Here is an 18,830-nt window from a genome sequence, read left to right as displayed (position 1 = left end):
GGGCAGCCGCTAAGCCACCCCAGACCTTCAGGCTGACTACTCTTCGCTAAACAGGTCGCCGCCGTGCATGTCGATCATTTCCAGCGCCTTGCCGCCGCCACGCGCTACGCAGGTCAGCGGATCTTCAGCAACCACGACTGGAATACCGGTTTCTTCCATTAACAGACGGTCCAGGTTGCGCAGCAGCGCACCACCGCCGGTAAGAACCATCCCGCGCTCGGAGATATCAGAAGCCAGTTCCGGCGGGCACTGCTCCAGAGCAACCATGACCGCACTCACGATGCCGGTCAGCGGCTCCTGCAGCGCTTCAAGAATTTCGTTGGAATTCAGGGTAAAGCCGCGTGGTACGCCTTCCGCCAGGTTACGGCCGCGAACTTCGATTTCACGCACTTCATCGCCCGGGTAAGCCGAACCGATTTCGTGTTTGATACGCTCAGCGGTCGCTTCACCGATCAGGGAGCCGTAGTTACGACGCACGTAATTAATCACGGCTTCGTCGAAACGGTCGCCGCCGATACGCACGGAAGAAGAGTAGACCACGCCGTTCAGGGAAATAACCGCGACTTCGGTAGTACCGCCGCCGATATCGACAACCATAGAACCGGTCGCTTCAGAAACCGGTAAGCCTGCGCCAATCGCTGCCGCCATCGGCTCTTCGATCAGGAAGACTTCACGAGCGCCAGCGCCCTGCGCGGATTCACGGATCGCACGACGCTCAACCTGGGTGGCGCCAACCGGTACGCACACCAGCACGCGCGGGCTCGGGCGCATAAAGCTGTTGCTGTGCACTTGTTTGATAAAGTGCTGCAGCATCTTTTCCGTCACGAAGAAGTCAGCGATGACGCCGTCCTTCATCGGGCGAATCGCCGCGATATTACCCGGGGTACGGCCGAGCATCTGCTTCGCTTCATGACCTACGGCGGCGACGCTTTTCGGCGATCCGGCACGATCCTGACGAATGGCCACCACGGAAGGCTCATTCAATACGATGCCTTGTCCTTTTACGTAAATAAGGGTATTCGCGGTACCCAGGTCAATGGACAGGTCATTGGAAAACATGCCACGAAATTTTTTTAACATACTAAGGGATAATCCTGAAAGCTGGGGCGGAAAACAAAATCCGCTTACTTTACCAACCACACGCAGCAGCGACAAGGCGCAAAAATCACCTGCTGCGGTGAAAATTAGTGCAGTTCATTTCCTTTGTTACAAATTTTTCCGACTCCGTTCATTGCTGAAATCTTCAGCAGCGCTCCACGCCTGAATTTGTAACCTGTCAAAGGAGGGTCACTGGCATTTACATTGCGATGATCCGGCGAGTAGACAAGCACACCCCCTTCACGATGGCGCGCGTTATTCTACGTGAAATCACGCTAAACGGCAGATCAAACCGAGTATCTTTGCGAATATTTTTTCACATTTGTGTCAAGTGGCTGTGAGGCCGCAAAAAATTCCCCCTGACCGCCTGTGACACCGCACTGGGACAGCACTAACCACTCGCTGCGGCTGCGTACGCCCGTCGCAAAAACTTGCATAGGCATGCCTTTGCAGGCTTCCACCAGACTTTGCACCAGCAGCTGGTTCTCACTGCGCTTTTCAATGTTGCGCGCCAGCCCAGGATGCAGTTTGATCAACTCCGCATCCAGCTGCTTGATCCAGCTGGTTCCCACCAGGGTTAGTCCCGCCTGAACGACCGCCACCCGAACGCCCAGGGCGTTAACCAACCGCATAACCGGCTGCAGACGGCCGATATATTGACAAACATCTGCCTCCGCAAGTTCAAAAATAATCCGCTGACGCTGCGATTTTTCACACTGCATTAAGGCATCGCGCAGCCAGCGCTGAAAACGGGGACGGATCAGCGACTCCACCGACAGCTGTAACGCCAGGTTTTCTTCAGGCCAGAAGCCTAAAAATGGCAGCAGGCGCGTCACCTGCAGGCGGTCATACTCCTCCGCCAGACCAAACTGCAGCACCATCGGCATGTACTCGGCGGCGATCACCTCTTCTTTACCGTCGTACATCCGCGACATCAGTTCACGGTGATGCACCCGGCCATCGCGGGTAACGGCAGGTTTTTGGTACAACCGCGGTCCCCCGCGGCTCAGCATCTGTTCGATCAGCGTCCGCCAGCGAACGTTGCCGCGGCCTTTCTCAGGAAGGGTGTCATCGTAAACCGACCAACTATTGCTACCCTGCAGCACCGCGTTGCGCGTTGCCGCTTCCGCGTGCTCCATCACCTGCGCTGTCGATTGCCCGCTGCGGAAAGCACAGATCCCGATATGCATCATATCGTCGCGATCGAGAATGCGCGTCGGCGGCAGTGCGTCCATGGCCTTCAGCAACAGCCCGGCGATACTATCCGCCTCTTTTAACGTGCGGTGCGGCAGCAGCACGGCGAAGTCGCTACGGTGATAGCGCGCCAGTAGCGCGCCGGGATAACGCATAATAAAGGTAGAGAGCAGGTTGATAAGCGTGAAGTAATGCTCTTCGGCGGCCGCCCGTCCCCAGTTGTCCCTTAGCAGATCGAACTCCGGCAGACGGATCATCATGACGATGCCGTAGGCGCCCACTTTCTCCTGGTCTTCCAGCAGCGTGGCCAGCTGATTATCAAAGAACAGGCGGTTATTCAGGCCCGTTTTAGAATCCTGTGCCGCATAGGAGCGAATCAGCGTATCCATACGGCTGCGCTGATCGCTGGCGAATTGCAGCTCCGACAGCAGCATATCCAGCGCGCTGCTGGTGCTGGCTGGCCATTCATAGACCGATCCGCGCACCTGCGGCCCGCGCTCGCCGCTCAGGATGCGCGTGGAACGCAGCTCAAGCAGCTCCTGACCAGCCAGCTGGCGGCGGATCCAGCGGACGGCGAAGAAAATAATCACCACCATAAAGCCGATGGAGATCGACAGCGGGGCCGTGATCGACAGCGAGCGGAAATAGTTCACCATTGGGTCAACGTAGACCAGATGCAGAGTGATACCGGGGTGTTTAAGCGACGGGACCGTGATCTCACGGAATTGCTCATGGCTGCCAAGCGGGCGGTAGCTGTCGGTTCGGGAGTGGCTGTAGAGTGGTTTGCCGTTAAGCATGAAATCGATATGCACGATCTCGATCGGCGTCATCAGCTCATCCAGCTGCGGCTCAAGCTGATCAAAAGAGGTGGTGATGAGCCGGTTATCCAGCATGGTCGCCACCGCCTGAACCCGGTTTTCGACCTTGTTCTCAATGCCGTTATAAAAACTCAGCGAAGCGCCAATCAGCGTGACAAAGATGGTCAGGCTAGTTAGCAGCGTGATAAAGGCTGAGAACTTCGTCGTTAATCGCATCCCTGTGTTAACTCCGCGAGTGAATGACTGCCCGATGAACCATCAGGCTCCCGTGCTGGCGCGCGCCTTGCCGCTAGCATTAACCTTTTAAAGCGCGACGCATACTATCAAAGATGGCGAGTCTGGCAATGGAATGCGTATTATCGGCGAAAGTATGCCGATAGCGAGTATAGTCGGCAGAAAAAATTTGCCAATCATTGCCCGCCTGCGGCCTGCGCCAGAAGCGCTTTAATTTTAGACGCAGGATGGCAAACCCGCGCCAGCGACGCAAATTATTACCGGTTTACCGTTTGGCCTGCTTGCCGCCCTCTTTTCCCTGCTAAAGATGCCGGGTCATGCGCGGTAAAGGAAACGTCTTGCGCCACTTTCCGATGATTCCTGGACGACCGCGCCTCTGCTTCGGCGGCGGCTCCTCATCCTAATCTGCAATTTTTCGTGACATATTCGCGATAAATCGTCGTCTCCGTCATGCTTAGGGAAACGCATGACGGAGGACACCATGAAAAGAAAAAAACTGACGGAAGCCGACGTCACGGCCGAATCCGTTTTTATGCTCAAGCGGCGCCAGGTGCTGAAAATGCTGGGTATCAGCGCGACGGCGCTTTCGCTTCCCGCCGCCGCGCAGGCCGATCTGCTGGACTGGTTTAAAGGAAATGACCGCCCGCCGGCCCCGGCGGGCAAGGCCCTGGACTTTGCTAAACCCGCCGAGTGGCAGGCTAATCTGACGCTCACCCCGGAAGATAAGGTCGCCGGTTACAATAACTTTTATGAATTCGGCCTCGATAAAGCCGACCCGGCGGCGAACGCAGGTAGCCTGCGCACCGATCCCTGGACACTGACCATCGGCGGTGAAGTGGCGAAGCCGCTGACCCTTGACCATGACGATCTGACCAAACGCTTTCCGCTGGAGGAGCGCATTTACCGTATGCGCTGCGTGGAGGCCTGGTCGATGGTCGTTCCCTGGGTCGGTTTCCCGCTGCATAAACTGTTGGCGCTGGTGGAACCCACCAGCAACGCACGCTATGTCGCCTTCAAAACCCTTTACGCCCCGGATCAAATGCCCGGGCAGAAAGATCGTTTTATCGGCGGGGGACTTGCTTATCCTTACGTGGAAGGGTTGCGACTTGACGAAGCCATGCACCCCTTGACGCTGCTTACCGTCGGCGTGTATGGCAAAGCGCTGCCGCCGCAGAACGGCGCGCCGATCCGCCTGACCGTGCCGTGGAAGTACGGTTTTAAAGGCATTAAATCCATCGTCAGCATTGAGCTGACGCGCGAGCAGCCGCCGACCACCTGGAATCTGGCGGCGCCGGACGAATACGGCTTCTTTGCCAACGTTAATCCCCATGTCGATCATCCCCGCTGGTCGCAGGCCAGCGAGCGGTTCATCGGCTCAGGCGGTGTGCTCGATGTGAAACGTCAGCCGACGTTGCTGTTTAACGGCTATGCCGACGAGGTGGCCTCACTGTATCGTGGTATGAACTTGCGGGAGAACTTCTAGTGCGTTTCACCGTCAAACAGATCGCGTGGTTGAAAGTCTTCCTCCACCTGGCGGGGTTTTTACCGCTGGTCTGGTTGTTCTGGGCCGGGCATCAGGGCTACTTTAGCGCCGATCCGGCCAAGGATATCCAGCACTTTACCGGCAGGATGGCGCTTAAATTTCTGCTGGCGACTCTGCTGGTCGCCCCGCTGGCGCGCTATGCGAAGCAGCCATTATTGATTCGCATTCGCCGCCTGTTAGGTTTATGGTGTTTTGCCTGGGCGACGCTGCACCTGACCAGCTACACCTTGCTGGAGCTGGGCATTAACAATCTGGCGCTGCTGGGCTCGGAGATTATCAATCGCCCCTATCTGACGTTAGGCATGATCTGCTGGGTGATCCTGCTGGCGCTGGCGGCGACTTCGACGCAGGCGATGCAGCGAAAACTGGGCCGTCGTTGGCAACTTTTGCACAATTTCGTCTATCTGGTGGCGATCCTCGCGCCGATTCACTACCTGTGGTCAGTGAAGATCGTCTCGCCGCAGCCCATCATTTATGCCCTGCTGGCGGTGGTGCTTTTGGCATGCCGTTATAAGAAGTTCCGCCAGTGGTGGCGCTGAATCCGGTAATGTGCAGTTTCCCGCAGATCTTTTATCAACCGCGACTCTTTTTACGATAGCGGTTGATAATCTTCCCTGATAAGACCAGTATTTAGCTGCCAATTGCTACGAAATCGTTATAATGTGCGACTTTGGTTTTCCTGACGGGGTTTTCTGACCCTGAAAAGGTGACAAGGGCGCATTGAAGGTATATGTTGTTTTTTACCCGAAGATGGCAGGAGATCGCCACACGATGGCTGACAAGTTTCACATTTTGCTTTTGAATGGTCCAAACATTAACATGCTCGGTACCCGCGAGCCTGATAAGTATGGCACCCTCTCGCTGGCTGAAATTGTTAACCGTTTAACATCTGAGGCGGCGGCGCTGAATGTGAGCCTGGATCACCTGCAGTCCAACGCGGAGTATGCGTTAATCGACCGAATTCATCAGGCTAAAGACAACGTGGACTATATCCTGATTAATCCGGCCGCGTTCGCGCATACCAGCGTAGCAATCCGTGACGCGTTGCTTGCCGTGAACATCCCGTTTATCGAGATTCACTTGAGCAACGTGCATGCACGCGAACCCTTCCGCCAGCACTCATACCTGTCAGATGTCGCCGCTGGCGTCATTTGCGGACTGGGGGCGGACGGCTATTCATACGCTTTACAGACGGCGGTAAAACGCCTGTCACAATCACACTAAACAAAGAGTACGGAACCCACTCATGGATATTCGTAAGATTAAAAAACTGATCGAGCTGGTTGAAGAATCAGGTATCTCCGAACTGGAAATTTCTGAAGGCGAAGAGTCTGTTCGCATCAGCCGCTCTGCACCGGTCGCAAGCTATCCGGTTATGCAGCAGGCTTATGCTGCGCCGATGATGCAGCCTCAGGCGCCTGCCGCCGCGGCTGCCGCACCAGCTGCTGCAGCTGAAGCGCCGGCAAAAGCGGAAATCAGTGGTCACATCGTACGTTCCCCGATGGTTGGTACTTTCTATCGTACGCCAAGCCCGGACGCGAAAGCGTTTGTGGAAGTTGGCCAGAAAGTTAACGTGGGCGACACCCTGTGCATCGTCGAAGCGATGAAAATGATGAACCAGATCGAAGCCGACAAAGCCGGCGTGGTGAAAGCCATTCTGATCGAAAGCGGCCAACCGGTAGAATTCGACGAGCCGCTGGTAGTTATCGAGTAACGAGGCGAACATGCTGGATAAAATTGTCATCGCTAACCGTGGCGAGATCGCATTGCGCATCCTGCGTGCCTGTAAAGAACTGGGCATCAAGACCGTCGCTGTGCACTCCACCGCGGATCGCGATCTAAAACACGTATTGTTAGCGGATGAGACGGTCTGTATTGGCCCGGCTCCGTCCGTAAAAAGCTATCTCAACATCCCGGCTATCATCAGCGCGGCGGAAATCACCGGCGCGATAGCGATTCACCCGGGTTATGGTTTCCTCTCCGAGAACGCCAACTTTGCCGAGCAGGTTGAGCGCTCCGGCTTTATCTTCATCGGTCCGAAAGCCGACACTATCCGCCTGATGGGCGACAAAGTGTCCGCAATCACCGCGATGAAGAAAGCCGGCGTCCCGACCGTTCCAGGTTCTGACGGCCCGCTGACCGACGATATGGACGCTAACCGCGCCCATGCCAAACGCATTGGCTATCCGGTGATCATCAAGGCCTCCGGCGGCGGCGGCGGTCGCGGTATGCGCGTTGTGCGTAGCGACGCCGAACTGGCGCAGTCTATCTCCATGACGAAAGCGGAAGCGAAAGCGGCTTTCAATAACGACATGGTCTACATGGAGAAATACCTGGAAAATCCTCGCCACATCGAGATCCAGGTACTGGCGGACGGTCAGGGTAACGCTATCTATCTGGCAGAGCGTGACTGCTCCATGCAGCGTCGCCACCAGAAAGTGGTCGAGGAAGCGCCGGCGCCGGGCATCACCCCGGAACTGCGTCGCTACATCGGCGAACGTTGCGCGAAAGCCTGTGTGGATATCGGCTACCGCGGAGCGGGCACCTTCGAGTTCCTGTTCGAAAACGGCGAGTTCTACTTCATTGAAATGAACACCCGTATTCAGGTAGAACACCCGGTTACCGAAATGATCACCGGCGTTGACCTGATCAAAGAGCAGCTGCGTATTGCAGCTGGCCAGCCGCTGTCCATCAAGCAGGATGAAGTGGTCGTCAGAGGCCATGCGGTGGAATGCCGTATCAACGCCGAAGACCCGAACACCTTCCTGCCGAGCCCGGGTAAAATTACCCGCTTCCACGCGCCGGGCGGTTTTGGCGTGCGCTGGGAGTCTCATATCTACGCCGGTTACACCGTACCGCCGTACTATGACTCCATGATCGGTAAACTGATCTGCTACGGCGAAAGCCGTGACGTGGCGATTGCCCGCATGAAGAATGCGCTGCAGGAGCTGATCATCGATGGCATCAAAACCAACGTCGATCTGCAGATGCGCATTATGAGCGACGAGAACTTCCAGCATGGTGGCACTAACATCCACTATCTGGAGAAAAAGCTCGGACTGCAGGAAAAATAATCCTGTATTTGCTGCAAAAGGCCGGTTAATCCGGCCTTTTTTCTTTTTCTCTCCCCTCGACTTTTCCATGCGGTACAATCCCCGCTTTCTTCATCCTCAAGGGACAAAAAATGGACAAACGCTTTGTTCAGGCCCATAAAGAAGCGCGCTGGGCGCTGTGGCTGACCCTTCTCTATCTTGCCGCCTGGCTGGCGGCGGCCTATCTGCCGGGCGTCAGTATCGGTTTTACCGGCCTGCCCCACTGGTTTGAAATGGCCTGCCTGCTGGTGCCGCTGCTGTTTATACTGCTGTGCTGGGCGATGGTGCGCTTTATCTTCCGTGATATCTCTCTGGAGGATAACGATGCAGCTTGAGATTATCGTGGTGCTGATCGCTTATCTGTTTGTGGTCTTCGGGCTGTCGATTTACGCGATGCGTAAACGCAGCACCGGGAACTTCCTTAGCGAGTATTTCCTCGGCAGTCGATCGATGGGGGGGTTTGTATTAGCCATGACCCTCACCGCCACCTATATTAGCGCCAGCTCGTTTATAGGCGGCCCCGGCGCCGCCTATAAATATGGGCTGGGTTGGGTACTGCTGGCGATGATCCAGGTACCGACGATCTGGCTCTCTCTCGGGATCCTCGGCAAGAAGTTCGCGATCCTGGCGCGACGCTACAATGCTATTACCCTTAACGATATGCTGCAGGCGCGCTACCAAAGCCGCGCGGTGGTATGGATTGCCAGCGTCAGCCTGCTGGTGGCCTTTGTCGGGGCCATCGCGGTGCAGTTTATTGGCGGCGCGCGCCTGCTGGAAACCGCTGCCGGGATCAAGTACGAAACCGGTCTGCTGCTCTTTGGGATCACCATCGCGCTGTATACCGCTTTCGGCGGCTTCCGCGCCAGCGTACTCAACGATACGATGCAGGGAATGGTGATGTTGATCGGGACGATCGTCCTGCTGGTTGGTGTCGTCCATGCTGCCGGCGGCCTGCATCAGGCGGTGGACACACTGCAGCGGATCGACCCACAGCTGGTGTCGCCGCACGGTGCGGATGATATCCTGTCCCCCACCTTTATGACCTCGTTCTGGGTGCTGGTTTGCTTCGGCGTTATCGGCCTGCCGCATACCGCCGTACGCTGTATCTCCTATAAAGACAGCAAAGCCGTGCACCGTGGGATTGTCATTGGCACGATCGTCGTGGCGATTCTGATGTTTGGCATGCATCTCGCCGGTGCTCTTGGCCGCGCCGTCCTGCCGGGCCTCACCGTGCCCGATCTGGTGATCCCCACGTTGATGGTCCAGGTGCTGCCGCCGTGGGCTGCAGGACTGTTTTTAGCCGCGCCGATGGCCGCGATTATGTCGAACGTGAACGCCCATTTACTGCAGGCATCGGCTACGATCATTAAAGATCTGTGGCTCAGCGCGCAGCCAACAAAAAAACGCAATGAGCAGAAGCTCAAGCGGATCTCAACGATCGCCACCTTAGTGCTGGGTATATTAATGATGCTGGCCGCCTGGCGGCCACCGGAAATGATTATCTGGCTCAATCTGCTGGCCTTCGGCGGCCTTGAAGCGGTGTTTTTATGGCCGTTGGTGCTGGGCCTTTACTGGGAGCGGGCAAACGCTGCCGGGGCGCTCAGCGCGATGTTGGTGGGCGGCGTGCTGTATGCCGTGCTCGCGACGTTTCATATTCAGTTCCTGGGCTTCCATCCTATCGTGCCCTCGCTACTGCTAAGTTTGTTGGCTTTTGTCGTCGGGAACCGTTTCGGCCAACCCGTCCCGCCAGCCCCTGTGATGACTACTGATAAATAAAGAGTTTTGCTATGCCATGGATCCAACTGAAACTAAATACTACCGGCGCGAACGCAGAAGATCTTAGCGATGCGCTGATGGAGGCCGGATCGGTCTCCATCACCTTCCAGGATACGCACGATACGCCGGTATTTGAGCCGTTGCCCGGGGAAACCCGGCTGTGGGGCGATACCGACGTGATCGGCCTGTTCGATGCCGAAACCGATATGAAAGCGGTCGTTGCCCAACTGGAGCAGCATCCGCTGCTCGGCGCCGGCTTTGCGCATAAAATTGAACAGCTGGAAGATAAAGACTGGGAGCGCGAGTGGATGGATAACTTCCACCCGATGCGTTTCGGTGAGCGCCTGTGGATTTGTCCGAGCTGGCGCGATGTCCCCGATGAGAACGCGGTCAACGTGATGCTTGATCCGGGACTGGCTTTTGGTACCGGCACTCATCCCACTACCGCCATGTGTCTGCAGTGGCTCGACGGCCTCGACCTGCAGGGCAAAACCGTTATCGATTTTGGCTGCGGTTCCGGCATCCTGGCGATCGCCGCCCTGAAACTGGGTGCCGCTAAAGCGATCGGGATTGATATCGACCCACAGGCCATCCAGGCCAGCCGTGATAACGCCCAGCGTAACGGCGTCTCCGAGCGTCTTGAACTGTATCTGCCGCAGGATCAGCCAGAAGCCATGAAAGCCGATGTCGTGGTCGCAAACATCCTCGCGGGCCCGTTACGTGAGCTGGCCCCATTAATCAGCGTCCTGCCGGTTACAGGCGGCCTGCTGGGCCTTTCCGGCATTCTGGCAAGCCAGGCGGAAAGCGTCTGCGAAGCCTACGCCCCGCTCTTCACCCTCGACCCGGTGGTGGAGAAAGAGGAGTGGTGCCGGATCACCGGCCGGAAAAACTAAGCACAATGCGGCCTGCGGGCCGCATTTTTGTTTCCAGTAGCCACCAAATAATGCCTGGAAATGAGAGGCAGATCGCACTACAGAGTACTTTTTTGGCTACAAAAACAGCGTTTTATGCCGTCAGGCAGCGAGTTTATCTAAGAAAAATCGAGAAGTTTTACGATTTTATAAATGGACACAAATTACCCATCATCAATTAAAGTAATGATTAATATAAGTATTTATTCATCGCTTTTACGCTAGTCCCGGATTCATTGATCTGCAACAGAGGATTGCTCAAAGTTTGGCCTTTCATCTCGTGCAAAAAATGCGTAATATACGCCGCCTTGCAGTCACAGTATGGTCATTTCTTAACTCATGCGCATCGGACACCACCAGCTCAGAAATCGCCTGATCGCAGCGCCCATGGCTGGCATTACTGACAGACCATTCCGGACGCTGTGCTATGAGATGGGAGCGGGTTTAACCGTTTCCGAGATGATGTCCTCTAATCCACAGGTGTGGGAGAGCGACAAGTCCCGTTTACGGATGGTGCATATTGATGAGCCCGGTATTCGTACCGTGCAAATCGCCGGTAGCGTACCGGAAGAGATGGCTGCAGCCGCGCGGATTAACGTGGAAAGTGGCGCCCAGATTATAGATATCAATATGGGATGCCCGGCGAAAAAGGTGAATCGCAAGCTTGCAGGTTCAGCCCTCTTGCAGTACCCCGAGCAGGTGAAGTCAATCCTGACGGCGGTCGTCAACGCGGTGGACGTTCCTGTGACTCTCAAGATTCGCACCGGTTGGGAACCGGAACACCGTAACTGCGTAGAGATTGCCCAACTGGCCGAAGAGTGTGGCATTCAGGCTCTGACTATTCACGGACGCACCCGCGCCTGCTTGTTTAACGGAGACGCTGAGTACGACAGTATTCGGGCAGTTAAGCAGAAAGTTTCCATTCCGATTATCGCGAATGGTGACATTACTGACCCGCTTAAAGCCAGAGCTGTGCTCGACTATACAGGGGCTGATGCCCTGATGATAGGCCGTGCAGCTCAGGGAAGACCCTGGATCTTTCGGGAAATCCAGCATTATCTGGACACTGGAGAGCTGCTGCCCCCGCTGCCACTGGCAGAGGTTAAGCGCTTGCTTTGTGCGCACGTTCGGGAATTGCATGACTTTTACGGTCAGGCAAAAGGGTACCGAATCGCGCGTAAACACGTCTCCTGGTATCTTCAGGAACATGCTCCAGATGACCAGTTTCGGCGCACATTCAACGCCATTGAGGATGCCAGCGAACAGCTGGAGGCGTTGGAGGCATACTTCGAAAATTTTGCGTAATAGAAATAAAGAGCTGACAGAACTATGTTCGAACAACGCGTAAATTCTGACGTACTGACCGTTTCTACCGTTAACTCTCAGGATCAGGTAACTCAAAAACCCCTGCGTGACTCGGTTAAACAGGCACTGAAGAACTATTTTGCTCAACTGAACGGTCAGGATGTGAATGACCTGTATGAGCTGGTACTGGCTGAAGTTGAACAGCCCCTGTTGGACATGGTGATGCAATACACCCGTGGTAACCAGACCCGCGCAGCCCTGATGATGGGCATCAACCGCGGTACACTGCGTAAAAAACTGAAAAAATACGGCATGAACTGATACTAGTCAGTTGCTTGCTTGATATAAAAGGCGCTCTTCGGCATGGGGAAGCGCCTTTTTTATTATCTGCGCCGACAGAACACATTACTGATTCACTACCCGCAGTACAGGCTCCTGCGATAAACGAGCAGCACAGACCACCGCCATAATATTATCCACCAGCGCAGGTGCCTGCTGATACAGATCGAAGCGTTGCGGTTCAAGCAGCCAGTTTTTAATCAAGCCGGAAAAGGCGCTATGTAAAACAATTAATATCACGTCGATATTTGTTTCGGCTGGCAATATATTGTTACGCACACAGCGCTGCAGAATGCCGCCAATAACGGAATAGTTAAATCCAATGCGTTGGCGAATTTCGCTCTCCGATAACATATCGCTGGCAAACTCACAGCGTTGATAAAGGATTTGCATCAGGGCACGCTGGCGAGGATTCTCAGCAATATAGCGCAGGCCAGCAATAAATCGCTGGCGCAAATCTTTTAAGGGCTCCTGCTCATTCCTTGTCGCCAGGTTTTGCTGAATCAAATCCCTGAGCGGCGGCTGCTGCTGCCACATCTCATTAAACAACTCGGTCTTACTGGCAAAATGCCAGTATACGGCACCGCGAGTCACCCCCGCCGCATCAGCGATATCCGTCAGGGTCGTATTGGTCACCCCCCGCAGGGCGAACTGCTGGATCGCGGACTCAATCAGGAGCTGCCGCGTGCGCAGCGCCTCCTCTTTGGTTTTTCTCGCCATATAAGATCTCAGTTCCCGATTAACAGGCAATATAGATTTTTCTGAAGATCCCTTAATCTAACATTCGGTGCACAATATTATTTAGCAAAAATGCAGACAAGCTAATTCTGATGTAGAAAACCAACGAATCACCTTAATGAATATTAATAGCCAACTCATTCATTAAAACAATGTCTGTTTATTATGTTTTACAATTAAGATAAATAGTAAAAACAGATCGGCCATTTTTTTGTTTTTGCGTGCCTTGCTGATTGCTTAAAAATAAGTATCTCTTACATCCAATGGCGTTTATTTGTAGGATGGCAAACTGCTTTTTGATTCCCTCTTTCTTTCACAGATTCGCCGCCGAATTTGGCACGTAATCTATAAGGAACCGCAATGACAACTCACGCCAGAGTGACACTTTTATCCGGTTTAATTATCTCTGCCTTGTTGCTTACCGGCTGCGATAATTCGGGCAACCCGCAACCCCATGCACAGGCGCCGCAGGTGACGGTCCATGTCGTGAACAGTGCGCCGTTGTCGGTCACCACCGAACTGCCAGGCCGCACCTCTGCTTTTCGCGTGGCGGAAGTCCGCCCCCAGGTGAGCGGTATCATCCTGAAGCGTAACTTTGTTGAAGGAAGTGATGTCGAAGCAGGTCAGTCGCTCTATCAGATCGATCCGGCAACCTATCAGGCCGCCTGGAACAGCGCGAAAGGCGATGAGGCCAAGGCCGAAGCCGCAGCCGCCATCGCCCATTTGACGGTGAAACGCTACGTTCCACTGCTGGGTACCAAATATATCAGCCAGCAGGAATACGATCAGGCGGTGGCCACCGCACGCCAGGCCGACGCCGACGTCATCGCCACCAAAGCCGCCGTAGACACCGCCCGTATCAACCTGGCCTACACCAAAGTGACCTCCCCCATAAGCGGGCGCATCGGCAAATCGAGCGTCACCGAGGGCGCGCTGGTCACCAACGGTCAGTCGGATGCCCTGGCCACCGTCCAGCAGCTCGACCCCATCTATGTCGACGTGACGGAGTCCAGCAATGACTTTATGCGCCTTAAGCAGGAAAGCCTGCAGCGCGGCGGTGATACAAAAAGCGTTGAGCTGGTGATGGAGAACGGCCAGGCCTATCCGCTTAAAGGGTCGCTGCAGTTCTCTGACGTCACTGTCGATGAAAGCACGGGCTCTATCACGCTACGCGCTATCTTCCCTAACCCGCAGCATGCCCTGCTGCCGGGGATGTTCGTCCGTGCTCGCATAGACGAAGGTGTCGATCCGCAGGCCATCCTGGTGCCGCAGCAGGGAGTGACCCGCACGCCGCGGGGCGATGCCTCCGTGATGTTGGTGAATGACAAAAACCAGGTTGAAACCCGGGAAGTGGTCGCGACTCAGGCCGTTGGCGATAAATGGCTCATCACCAGCGGGCTGAAGCCGGGCGATAAAGTGATTGTCAGCGGCTTACAGAAAGTCCGTCCAGGCGTCACCGTCAAAGCGGAAGCGGAGCGTGCGGCACCGGCCGCACAATAAGGATACTCAGCCATGTCTAAGTTTTTTATCCATCGACCGGTCTTCGCCTGGGTGCTGGCCATCATTATGATGATTGCCGGCGGCCTGGCCATCCTGCAGCTACCGATAGCGCAGTATCCGACGATTGCGCCCCCTGCGGTGGCGATCTCCGCCACCTACCCGGGTGCGGATGCCCAAACCGTGCAGGATACGGTCACTCAGGTTATCGAACAGAATATGAACGGTATCGACAACCTGATGTATATGTCGTCAACCAGCGACTCCGCTGGCTCGGTAACCATTACGCTCACCTTTAAGTCCGGCACCGATCCGGATATCGCCCAGGTGCAGGTGCAAAACAAACTGCAGTTGGCTACGCCGCTGCTGCCTCAGGAAGTACAGCAGCAAGGGATTAGCGTCGAAAAATCCAGCAGCAGCTTCCTGCTGGTTGCCGGCTTTATCTCTGATAACCCGGCCACCACCCAGGACGATATTTCTGACTATGTCGCCTCCAACGTGAAAGACCCTATCAGCCGCCTCAACGGCGTGGGCGATGTGCAGCTGTTCGGCGCGCAGTACGCCATGCGCGTCTGGCTGGACGGCAATTTGCTGAATAAATACAACCTCACGCCGGTCGACGTCATCAATGCGCTGAAGGTTCAGAACGATCAGATCGCCGCGGGTCAGTTGGGCGGTACGCCGGCGCTGAAAGGTCAGCAACTGAACGCGTCGATCATCGCTCAGACGCGGCTTAAAGATCCGCAGGAGTTTGGCAAGGTTACACTCCGGGTCAATGCCGATGGTTCGGTCGTCCATCTGAAAGACGTCGCCCGCATTGAGCTGGGGGGAGAAAACTACAACGTCGTCGCGAGAATTAACGGTAAACCCGCCTCTGGTCTGGGTATTAAGCTTGCGACCGGCGCCAACGCGCTGGATACTGCCACCGCGATTAAAGCGAAGCTGGCCGAGCTGCAGCCCTATTTCCCTCAGGGGATGAAGGTTGTCTATCCGTACGATACGACCCCTTTCGTCAAAATCTCCATTCACGAAGTGGTTAAAACGCTCTTTGAGGCAATTATCCTCGTCTTTCTTGTCATGTATCTGTTTCTGCAGAACATGCGCGCAACGCTCATTCCGACGATTGCCGTTCCTGTCGTGCTGTTGGGTACCTTTGCGGTACTGTCGATGTTTGGCTACTCCATCAACACCCTGACGATGTTTGGCATGGTGCTGGCGATAGGCCTGTTGGTCGATGACGCCATCGTGGTGGTGGAAAACGTCGAACGTGTAATGGTTGAGGAGAAGCTCTCGCCAAAAGAAGCGACAGAAAAGTCGATGTCGCAGATCCAGGGAGCGCTGGTGGGTATCGCCATGGTGCTCTCTGCGGTATTCGTCCCGATGGCCTTCTTCGGCGGCTCGACTGGCGCGATTTATCGTCAGTTTTCGATCACTATCGTCTCCGCCATGGCGCTCTCCGTGCTGGTTGCGCTGGTACTGACGCCGGCGCTCTGCGCCACGTTGTTGAAGCCAGCCTCAGCCGAACACCATGAGAAAAAAGGATTTTTCGGCTGGTTTAACGCCCGCTTTGACCAGAGCGTCAATCACTATACCAACAGCGTTAGCGGCATTCTGCGTGGAACAGGCCGTTATCTGGTGATCTACCTGGTGATAGTCGTGGGGATGGCCGTGTTGTTCATGCGTTTGCCCACGTCCTTTCTGCCCGACGAGGATCAAGGCGTCTTCCTGACCATGATCCAGCTGCCTTCCGGCGCGACCCAGGAGCGCACGCAGAAGGTGCTGGATACCGTAACCGACTACTATCTGCATAACGAGAAGGCCAATGTTGAAAGCGTCTTTACCGTTAACGGCTTTAGCTTCAGCGGCCAGGGGCAAAACTCCGGCATGGCGTTTGTCAGCCTGAAACCCTGGGAAGCGCGTAGCGGTGATGAAAACAACGTTGAGTCGATTATTAAACGGGCCACCGTGGCCTTCAGCCAGATAAAAGACGCCATGGTTTTCCCGTTCAACATGCCGGCCATTATTGAGCTGGGTACCGCCACCGGCTTCGACTTTGAGCTGATCGACCAGGGTGGACTTGGCCATACCGCCCTGACCCAGGCGCGAAACCAACTGCTCGGTATGGTGAAACAGCATCCGGATCAGCTGGTCCGGGTACGGCCCAATGGGCTGGAAGATACGCCGCAGTTCAAACTGGATGTCGATCAGGAAAAAGCGCAGGCGCTGGGCGTATCCCTCTCCGATATCAATGAAACGATATCTGCGGCGCTGGGGGGGTACTATGTCAATGACTTTATCGACCGCGGCCGCGTGAAAAAAGTGTACGTCCAGGCTGATGCCCATTTCCGTATGCTGCCGAGCGACATTAACAACATGTACGTTCGTAGCGCCAACGGCGAAATGGTTCCGTTCTCCGCCTTTGTCACTTCACGCTGGATATATGGCTCGCCGCGTCTGGAGCGCTACAACGGCTTGCCGTCCATGGAGATCCTCGGTGAAGCCTCGCCAGGAAAAAGTACCGGGGAAGCCATGGCCCTGATGGAACAACTGACCAGTAAACTGCCGAGCGGCATCGGTTACGACTGGACCGGGATGTCTTACCAGGAACGGCTCTCCGGCAACCAGGCGCCTGCACTTTATGCCATCTCATTGATCGTCGTCTTCCTGTGCCTGGCAGCGCTGTATGAGAGCTGGTCGATCCCCTTCTCAGTCATGTTAGTGGTTCCGCTGGGGGTCATTGGCGCGCTGTTAGCCGCCACGCTGCGTGGGCTGAATAATGACGTTTACTTCCAGGTCGGTCTTTTGACTACGATCGGTTTGTCGGCAAAGAATGCGATCCTGATCGTTGAGTTCGCCAAGGATCTGATGGAGAAAGAAGGGAAAGGGATCATTGAGGCCACGCTGGAGGCATCGCGGATGCGTCTGCGCCCTATTCTTATGACATCTCTGGCTTTTATCCTCGGGGTTATGCCGCTGGTGATTAGCCATGGTGCCGGTAGCGGGGCTCAGAATGCAGTGGGCACCGGCGTGATGGGCGGGATGCTTACCGCGACACTGCTGGCGATTTTCTTTGTCCCGGTGTTCTTCGTGGTCGTTAGGCGACGCTTTACCCGGCACGCTGAATAATTCGGCTATGTCTTGAAGGCGCCCCCTCCGGGCGCTTTTTTTGCATGGAATATTGGTCGCCAGCTAAACTAAACTCCCCTCAGTCTGGCAACCGCCATCGCACGCAGCATCGCTGAATCACAATCTTTCTCTCCATCTTTTCTGCATATTCCCGGGCTTATCTTCACGATATTTACGCGGCTCATAAATTGAGATGATTTCGGCATCCGGGCCGGACAATCCGCGGTGATAAAATAAGCCATTCCGTTCTGCACTGGCTCTCAGTACAACCCTGCGGATTATCCAGAGGTAATATCATGAAAAAGTATTTAATCGTGGCGCTGCTGGCCTCTCTGCTGGCAGGCTGTGCCCATGACTCTCCTTGCGTGCCGGTTTATGACTCGCAAGGCCGCTTAGTCCACACCAATACCTGTATGAAAGGCACAACAGAAGACAACTGGGACACCGCAGGTGCGATCGCCGGGGGGGCCGCCGCGGTAGCCGGCCTCACGTTAGGGATCGTCGCGCTGACTCGTTAGCAACTCCGCTCCACAAATGCTCAGCCTGGAGGCGTTCCCTTCGGCTCAGTCGCCAGAAAGACAAAAGGCCCAGTCACACGACTGGGCCTTTCATTTACGTTGATATGACCGCTGCTTTCCCCAGAGGCGGTGCTGCGCACCTTTTCCGGGCTACGGGGTCTGTAGCCCCGGTAAGCGCAGCGCCACCGGGGGAGCTGGCGGCGCGTCTGGCCGCAAAAAACAAAAAAGCCCGGTCTTCCGCTGAGCCTTTCGTTTTATTTGATGCCTGGGAATGATGGCGGGCGTCCTGCCCGCTACCCTCCGGCCGTTGCTGCGCAACGTTCAAATCCGCTCCCGGCGGATTTGTCCTGCTCCGGAGAGCGCTCATCGGCAAACAACAGATATAACAAAAACAAAAGGCCCAGTCTTTCGACTGGGCCTTTTGTTTTATTTGATGCCTGGCGATTCCCTACTCTCACATGGGGAGACCCCACACTACCATCGGCGCTACGACGTTTCACTTCTGAGTTCGGCATGGGGTCAGGTGGGACCGCCGCGCTATTGTCGCCAGGCAAATTCTTTACAACGTGCCGAACTTTAACCTAAAAAGTGGTGCTGATACCCAGAGTCGAACTGGGGACCTCACCCTTACCAAGGGTGCG

17 protein-coding genes and 1 rRNA gene are annotated in these 18,830 nt (G+C 55.4%); 13 read left to right on the top strand and 5 right to left on the bottom strand.

What is annotated here, in order from left to right; all coding sequences use genetic code 11:
* Nucleotides 1–36: 36 nt before the first annotated feature.
* The 3 genes from mreB to NKJ21_RS06825 all read right to left on the bottom strand — a co-directional run bounded on the left by mreB (nt 37) and on the right by NKJ21_RS06825 (nt 3,597).
* Nucleotides 37–1,080 carry a rod shape-determining protein MreB gene (gene mreB / locus NKJ21_RS06835; protein ID WP_002918653.1) on the bottom strand — a complete coding sequence of 348 codons (1,044 nt, stop codon included), beginning with the start codon at nt 1,078–1,080 and terminating at the stop codon, nt 37–39.
* A gap of 305 nt (nt 1,081–1,385) precedes the next feature.
* Nucleotides 1,386–3,326, bottom strand: coding sequence for an RNase E specificity factor CsrD (gene csrD, locus NKJ21_RS06830; RefSeq protein ID WP_008806692.1), 1,941 nt, complete (start codon nt 3,324–3,326; stop codon nt 1,386–1,388).
* 79 nt (nt 3,327–3,405) lie between these two features.
* The gene (locus NKJ21_RS06825) at nt 3,406–3,597 is read right to left on the bottom strand and encodes a hypothetical protein (RefSeq protein ID WP_032691257.1); all 192 of its coding nucleotides are present in this window, start codon (nt 3,595–3,597) and stop codon (nt 3,406–3,408) included.
* A gap of 228 nt (nt 3,598–3,825) precedes the next feature.
* Between NKJ21_RS06825 and msrP the strand changes: the two genes are divergently transcribed.
* The 10 genes from msrP to fis all read left to right on the top strand — a co-directional run bounded on the left by msrP (nt 3,826) and on the right by fis (nt 12,292).
* Nucleotides 3,826–4,827, top strand: coding sequence for a protein-methionine-sulfoxide reductase catalytic subunit MsrP (msrP, locus tag NKJ21_RS06820; RefSeq protein ID WP_012540448.1), 1,002 nt, complete (start codon nt 3,826–3,828; stop codon nt 4,825–4,827).
* The gene (gene msrQ, locus NKJ21_RS06815) at nt 4,827–5,426 is read left to right on the top strand and encodes a protein-methionine-sulfoxide reductase heme-binding subunit MsrQ (RefSeq protein WP_012540447.1); all 600 of its coding nucleotides are present in this window, start codon (nt 4,827–4,829) and stop codon (nt 5,424–5,426) included. Before msrP ends, msrQ begins: the two co-directional genes overlap by 1 nt.
* A gap of 232 nt (nt 5,427–5,658) precedes the next feature.
* On the top strand, nt 5,659–6,111 hold the full coding sequence (aroQ, locus tag NKJ21_RS06810) for a type II 3-dehydroquinate dehydratase (RefSeq protein ID WP_012540446.1): 453 nt from the start codon (nt 5,659–5,661) through the stop codon (nt 6,109–6,111).
* Nucleotides 6,112–6,133: 22 nt separating this feature from the next.
* Complete coding sequence (gene accB / locus NKJ21_RS06805) at nt 6,134–6,601, top strand: acetyl-CoA carboxylase biotin carboxyl carrier protein (RefSeq protein ID WP_008806696.1); 468 nt, start codon at nt 6,134–6,136, stop codon at nt 6,599–6,601.
* 10 nt (nt 6,602–6,611) lie between these two features.
* A complete protein-coding gene (gene accC, locus NKJ21_RS06800) occupies nt 6,612–7,961 on the top strand; it encodes an acetyl-CoA carboxylase biotin carboxylase subunit (protein ID WP_008806697.1) in 1,350 nt (449 codons plus the stop codon).
* A 110-nt stretch (nt 7,962–8,071) separates the two neighbouring features.
* The gene (locus tag NKJ21_RS06795; RefSeq protein ID WP_012540445.1) at nt 8,072–8,314 is read left to right on the top strand and encodes a YhdT family protein; all 243 of its coding nucleotides are present in this window, start codon (nt 8,072–8,074) and stop codon (nt 8,312–8,314) included.
* Nucleotides 8,304–9,755: a sodium/pantothenate symporter gene (panF, locus tag NKJ21_RS06790; protein WP_023298282.1), complete on the top strand. Its 1,452-nt coding sequence runs from the start codon at nt 8,304–8,306 to the stop codon at nt 9,753–9,755. The genes NKJ21_RS06795 and panF overlap by 11 nt, the downstream gene beginning before the upstream one ends.
* Before the next feature lie 11 nt (nt 9,756–9,766).
* Nucleotides 9,767–10,648 (top strand): 50S ribosomal protein L11 methyltransferase, encoded by an 882-nt coding sequence (gene prmA / locus NKJ21_RS06785; RefSeq protein ID WP_008806699.1) that lies wholly within the window; start codon nt 9,767–9,769, stop codon nt 10,646–10,648.
* A 357-nt stretch (nt 10,649–11,005) separates the two neighbouring features.
* A complete protein-coding gene (gene dusB, locus NKJ21_RS06780; RefSeq protein WP_008806700.1) occupies nt 11,006–11,971 on the top strand; it encodes a tRNA dihydrouridine synthase DusB in 966 nt (321 codons plus the stop codon).
* A gap of 24 nt (nt 11,972–11,995) precedes the next feature.
* The gene (gene fis / locus NKJ21_RS06775) at nt 11,996–12,292 is read left to right on the top strand and encodes a DNA-binding transcriptional regulator Fis (protein ID WP_000462905.1); all 297 of its coding nucleotides are present in this window, start codon (nt 11,996–11,998) and stop codon (nt 12,290–12,292) included.
* Between the two features lie 84 nt (nt 12,293–12,376).
* Here the strand turns inward: fis and envR are convergent, their stop codons facing one another.
* Entirely contained in the window at nt 12,377–13,030 is a 654-nt protein-coding gene (gene envR / locus NKJ21_RS06770) for an acrEF/envCD operon transcriptional regulator (RefSeq protein WP_008806701.1), read from the bottom strand.
* Between the two features lie 378 nt (nt 13,031–13,408).
* On the opposite strand from envR, the gene NKJ21_RS06765 reads away from it, so the two are divergent.
* The 3 genes from NKJ21_RS06765 to NKJ21_RS06755 all read left to right on the top strand — a co-directional run bounded on the left by NKJ21_RS06765 (nt 13,409) and on the right by NKJ21_RS06755 (nt 18,189).
* A complete protein-coding gene (locus tag NKJ21_RS06765) occupies nt 13,409–14,548 on the top strand; it encodes an efflux RND transporter periplasmic adaptor subunit (RefSeq protein ID WP_008806702.1) in 1,140 nt (379 codons plus the stop codon).
* A gap of 12 nt (nt 14,549–14,560) precedes the next feature.
* Nucleotides 14,561–17,671, top strand: coding sequence for an efflux RND transporter permease subunit (locus NKJ21_RS06760; RefSeq protein ID WP_117108824.1), 3,111 nt, complete (start codon nt 14,561–14,563; stop codon nt 17,669–17,671).
* Nucleotides 17,672–17,967: 296 nt separating this feature from the next.
* Nucleotides 17,968–18,189, top strand: a complete 222-nt coding sequence (locus NKJ21_RS06755; RefSeq protein ID WP_004206262.1) for a membrane protein — start codon at nt 17,968–17,970, stop codon at nt 18,187–18,189.
* Nucleotides 18,190–18,624: 435 nt separating this feature from the next.
* Here NKJ21_RS06755 and rrf read toward each other — a convergent pair.
* Nucleotides 18,625–18,740: ribosomal RNA gene (rrf, locus tag NKJ21_RS06750) — 5S ribosomal RNA — on the bottom strand.
* Nucleotides 18,741–18,830: the final 90 nt, after the last annotated feature.

This window comes from Klebsiella sp. SWET4 (assembly GCF_024296565.1).
Classification (GTDB): domain Bacteria; phylum Pseudomonadota; class Gammaproteobacteria; order Enterobacterales; family Enterobacteriaceae; genus Klebsiella; species Klebsiella variicola.
The sequence above is the reverse complement of the archived record's forward strand: the minus strand, read 5'-3'. Positions and strand labels throughout refer to the sequence as shown.

Excerpts from the sequence above, each read along its gene's own strand:
- csrD (WP_008806692.1), bottom strand. The coding sequence starts at position 3,326 with ATGCGATTAACGACGAAGTTCTCAGCCTTTATCACGCTGCTAACTAGC.
- NKJ21_RS06765 (WP_008806702.1), top strand. The coding sequence starts at position 13,409 with ATGACAACTCACGCCAGAGTGACACTTTTATCCGGTTTAATTATCTCT.
- NKJ21_RS06760 (WP_117108824.1), top strand. The coding sequence starts at position 14,561 with ATGTCTAAGTTTTTTATCCATCGACCGGTCTTCGCCTGGGTGCTGGCC.
- aroQ (WP_012540446.1), top strand. The coding sequence starts at position 5,659 with ATGGCTGACAAGTTTCACATTTTGCTTTTGAATGGTCCAAACATTAAC.
- prmA (WP_008806699.1), top strand. The coding sequence starts at position 9,767 with ATGCCATGGATCCAACTGAAACTAAATACTACCGGCGCGAACGCAGAA.
- msrP (WP_012540448.1), top strand. The coding sequence starts at position 3,826 with ATGAAAAGAAAAAAACTGACGGAAGCCGACGTCACGGCCGAATCCGTT.
- panF (WP_023298282.1), top strand. The coding sequence starts at position 8,304 with ATGCAGCTTGAGATTATCGTGGTGCTGATCGCTTATCTGTTTGTGGTC.
- NKJ21_RS06755 (WP_004206262.1), top strand. The coding sequence starts at position 17,968 with ATGAAAAAGTATTTAATCGTGGCGCTGCTGGCCTCTCTGCTGGCAGGC.
- fis (WP_000462905.1), top strand. The coding sequence starts at position 11,996 with ATGTTCGAACAACGCGTAAATTCTGACGTACTGACCGTTTCTACCGTT.
- accC (WP_008806697.1), top strand. The coding sequence starts at position 6,612 with ATGCTGGATAAAATTGTCATCGCTAACCGTGGCGAGATCGCATTGCGC.
- mreB (WP_002918653.1), bottom strand. The coding sequence starts at position 1,080 with ATGTTAAAAAAATTTCGTGGCATGTTTTCCAATGACCTGTCCATTGAC.
- dusB (WP_008806700.1), top strand. The coding sequence starts at position 11,006 with ATGCGCATCGGACACCACCAGCTCAGAAATCGCCTGATCGCAGCGCCC.
- NKJ21_RS06795 (WP_012540445.1), top strand. The coding sequence starts at position 8,072 with ATGGACAAACGCTTTGTTCAGGCCCATAAAGAAGCGCGCTGGGCGCTG.
- envR (WP_008806701.1), bottom strand. The coding sequence starts at position 13,030 with ATGGCGAGAAAAACCAAAGAGGAGGCGCTGCGCACGCGGCAGCTCCTG.
- accB (WP_008806696.1), top strand. The coding sequence starts at position 6,134 with ATGGATATTCGTAAGATTAAAAAACTGATCGAGCTGGTTGAAGAATCA.